The organism is Psychrobacter sp. T6-1 (assembly GCF_052258445.1).
The window spans coordinates 1-4,653 of record NZ_JBQQFC010000196.1; the positions used below are offsets into that span (position 1 = coordinate 1).

Annotated in this window: 1 protein-coding gene; it reads right to left on the reverse strand. The window is 46.7% G+C overall.

Going from position 1 to position 4,653, the window contains the following annotated elements; genetic code table 11:
• Nucleotides 1-701: 701 nt before the first annotated feature.
• Nucleotides 702-4,653: ATP-dependent RNA helicase HrpA (gene hrpA, locus ACTXGO_RS09930; RefSeq protein WP_443574278.1), on the reverse strand; the 3,952-nt coding region annotated here is incomplete at its 5' end.

The following is a 4,653-nucleotide window of genomic DNA, read 5'->3' on the forward strand; positions in this document are numbered from 1 at the left end:
AAATAAGCGCAAATAAGCGCAAATAAGCATACTTTAGCGCAGCTTTGCTGTTGAATTTCGACAAAATAAATTTGTAAATTAAAGCAAAACAACCCCATGATTTTAATCATGGGGTTGTTTTTTGTATCCGTATTTCGTAACGTGGCCTATGGATTACTAACATAACCTATGGACTGTAACCTGACTTTGATATTTACCTAGGGGTCCATATGTACTCGTAGAGCTAACGCTTCCGATGACGCAAGTATCAAAATATCTATAGTACCCTATCTGCTTTACGCCTTTGGGATGTTGAGTTAATACCTGTTTTGGGTCTGACACGTAGTAGGTTATCTCATTAGAGCTAAGCTCATGAATCTCAAAGCTTCTCTTAAACTTACCCTGTAATTTTACTTGTTTTTCTATTGTGGACTTGTCGTCATGGTCCGTATTCGCCGAAGTTTTGGCACAGCCTGTATTTACAAATATGACAGGTATAACTGCTAATAGTAGTAATTTATGATTGATGATCATCGTCGTTCTCTTAAAATCTATAATTTTCTGGCAGCGCGATTTTTTAACGCGTCCTAAAAAATCTCCTTAAGGACTGCTCTTAGTGAAAAGCACCTTGCAACGCTATGAGCTAGGAGAGGATAAAGGTCTGGGAGACCTTTATCCTAGCGCAAGAGAAAATCTATGATTTTCTGGCAGTATATAATTTTTTAACGAGTCTCATCCCATGCTTTATTAAGCCGCTTCGGTGAGACTGCCATGCGGGTTTTCATCGGTTGTGCAAACAGTTGAATGCGGTACTCCTCTACCATCCAGCGGTAGTCACTGATGGCTGCATCGCTAGCACGATTGCTCAGGCGCTCCATGTGCACATCCAAGGCGTAGACGCCATCAAGATCGGCCTCCAAGTTATGCTCAAGGCGCTCGATACGCACTTCTAATGCCTCTAGATAACGTGGGTATTGTTGCCAATGGCTATAGTCCATACGGTAAATAAAGTCCGATAGGTGCAAGTCCTCAAGCTGATCTTCGATATCGTCGATTGACTCGCCAAATATCTCGCGATCGAGCATCAGTAGGCTTTGGCGGATGCGTTGCCAGCGCGTATAAACGTTTTTGAGGGTTTTGATGACGCTTTGACCGGTCAACAAAAAGTTGCTTTGTACTACCTCTAGTGTTTGGCTATACTCATCGCTAGTAAAGGGCAGCTCCTCACTCAAGCCGACGGCAATGCTATCCGCACTCTCAGGCAAGTCGTTACTGTGATCAAATAGGACGTAATGCTCCTCTAATGTCGCATCCAAAGTGGCATCAATCACAATGGTTTTGAGCTTGTCCATATCGCCAAGCGGGGCAAAAGCCAGTTTAAATATCTTGTCGATTTGGCTCGTCAGCTGTTTTTGTTTGGCGCCAAGCTTGGACTTAATCAGTGCTAGTACACCGATACGGTGCGCTTTTAGAGCGGCGTTGACATCAGTATATTGATGAATAGACACCGCGGTGCCTGAACTATCAGCGACCAAGGCAGCGAATTGTTTCATCACCACGCCTGCGCTATGGCGATTCTTGCTAAAGTTATAGTGCTCAGGGAACTCGGTATGCACCCCTTGTTGCTCGTTCACTGCTTGACTGGTCTCGCTGGCATGACGAATCTGTAAGGTCTCAAGATCGCGACCTTTTTCTATGATACGGTTTTTGTCATCGACGACGCAGATTTGCGGTTGCAGATATCGATCAATACTAGAGGGATTAAATTTATCAGGGGTGACCGACATAATGCCGCGGCGGTTTAGGGCTTGGCAAAGCTGCTTGAGCAGACCCTGTCCGCTATCAGGCTGCAATTCATCGAACAAACTATCGGCGGTATCTGGGATAGGTACGATTTGGCGGCGAATGTCTTTGGGTAGAGATTTGAGTAGTTGCAATACCAGCTCATAACGCCAACCTGGCACGCCCCATAACAGCTCAATAGCATCCAGCTGCGGCAATGCAGCAAGTGGTACACGAATGGTCACCCCATCGTCATCGCTGGCAGGATCAAAGACGTAGCGTAGTGGCAATTTTAAATCGCCCAATTGCCATACTTCTGGGAAGTCGCCTGTCGTTGGTGCTTGGCTATTGAGCACATCATCATCAGTGAAGAATAGATACTTGTTATCGCTCTTCTCCACCTCAGCGCGCCAATCTTCAAAGGCTTTGCGACTAGCAACGTGCTCAGGAATCTTTTTATCATAGAACTGGTACAGCGACTCTTCATCGACCAATAAATCGCGGCGACGCAATTTGTCTTCGATACGCTCAACATGAGCGATCTTGTCCATATTATGTTGCAAAAATGGCGCGGCGCGGCCCAAATTACCGGTCACTAAACCGTCACGAATAAAGATTTCCCGCGACTCGCTTAAATTGACTTGTTCGTAGTTGGTCAGCTGTTTACCGATAATAATCAAACCAAAGAGACTAATCTGTGCGTAAGCTTTGACGCGTCCTGTCTTCTTTGACCAATGCGGCTCAAAGTAGTGGTATTTGAGCAGGTTGCCCGCGGCGGAGATAATCCACTCAGGCTCAATCTTGGCAACCGTGCGCATAAAGACTTGCGAGGTCTCAACGACTTCAAAGGCCATCACCCATGGCGGTACTTGCTTAAACACCGTACTGGCTGGAAAGATTTTGGCTTTTTGCTGGCGGGCAGCGAGATACTCACCGCGGCTCTCTGTCTTGTGCGCGATGGTTGAGAGCAGACCAGTAAGTAGAGCACGGTGCAAGTTGGCATACTTCACCGCTTTGATTTCTTCATCATTTATACTGGTAGGATCACTATTAACGGCTTCACTATTTTCTTTGTCAGTAAGCTTAAGATCCGTAACCATTTGCACCAGTTGGCGATGGGTTTGACTCCATTCGCGTACGCGCGGGAAGCTTAAATAGTTCTTTTTGGTGAATTGCTTACGCTGGTTGCCAGAGAGCTTGTTACCGTCTTCGTCTTTTTCGAACAGGGCCTTCCATAGACTCAAATAAAACAAAAAGTCAGAATCATCTTGACGAAATTCGGCATGTTTTTGATCGGCTTGCTGGCGCTTATTGGCGGGACGTTCACGCGGGTCTTGTACCGCAAGGGCAGCCACCACAATAAGCATTTCACGAATACAATCAAAATCGCTACCTGCAACCAGCATACGTGCCAGCCTTGGATCAATTGGCATTCGCGCCATCTTTTGCCCAGTTGGTGTCAAACGCAAATGATCGAGAGTTGGTTTGCGCTTATGCTTGCTATTTTGAGTGGTAGTCTGCTCATTTTTGGAAGCAATTGCGCCTAATTCATCGAGCAGTTTATGCCCATCCGTGACTAAGCGACTATCAGGCGGCTCAATAAATTCAAAATCATCAACACTACCTAGACGCAGATTTGCCATCTGCAAAATAACAGATGCCAAGTTAGTACGTAGAATCTCAGGCTCGGTAAATTCTGGACGACCGCTAAAATCCTCCTCAGAATACAAGCGAATACAAACGCCTGGCGCGACACGGCCACAGCGACCTTTACGCTGATTGGCAGCAGCTTGTGAGATCGCCTCAATAGGCAAACGCTGCACGCGCGAGCGATACGAGTAGCGTGATATGCGCGCAAAACCTAAATCAATCACATAGCGGATACCAGGCACGGTTAATGCAGTCTCAGCCACGTTGGTCGCGATAACAATACGGCGACCACGACCTGATGGCTGAAAAATCCGTTGTTGCTCCTCATACGTCTGACGGGCGAACAACGGTAATACCTCAGTATGCTTAGGGCCATGACGCTCTAACACATCTTGGAGCTCGCGAATCTCGGCTTCGGTGGCCGCAAATATCAAAATATCAGCTTGATCGGCGTGCCCTTTACTTTGGGCGTCATGAAAGCACTCCTCGACTGCGGCAACCACTGCGCGCGGCAAGTTCTCTTCAAAGTCATCATAGCTATCATCATCTGAGCTGGTTACTGGCTCATCCGTCAAAGGACGATAGCGCACTTCAACGGGGAAGCTGCGCCCTTCAACATTAAAGATAGGCGCATTAACTTGCCGTTTGAGTTTATTATCATAACGACTAAAGTATTCGCTAAAACGCTGAGTATCAAGGGTCGCTGAGGTGATAATGACCTTTAAATCGGGACGCTTGGGTAAGAGCTTTTTGAGATAACCCATAATAAAGTCAATATTAAGACTACGCTCGTGCGCCTCATCAATAATGATGGTGTCGTATTTACTCAAAAACCGATCGTGACCCAATTCTGCGAGCAAAATACCGTCGGTCATCAGCTTGACGACAGACTGCGCGGTACCTTGCTCGTTGAAGCGAATCTTAAAGCTGACGGTATTGCCAAGTTTTTCGCCCAATTCTTCAGCAATACGGTTAGAAACACTTCTCGCCGCTAGTCGTCTGGGTTGGGTGTGCCCTATTTGTCCCGTAATACCGCGACCAGCTAGCATCGCCAATTTTGGCAATTGGGTGGTCTTACCTGAACCGGTCTCCCCTGCGACGATGATGACTTGGTTATCGATAATCGCTTGTACCAAATCATCAGCACGCTGGCTAACAGGTAAATCTAGGTTGAGTTTGGCAGGCAAATCCTCAGGAATACTCTCTATACGTGCCTGCACTGCTTGCTGTGAGCGGGATTTG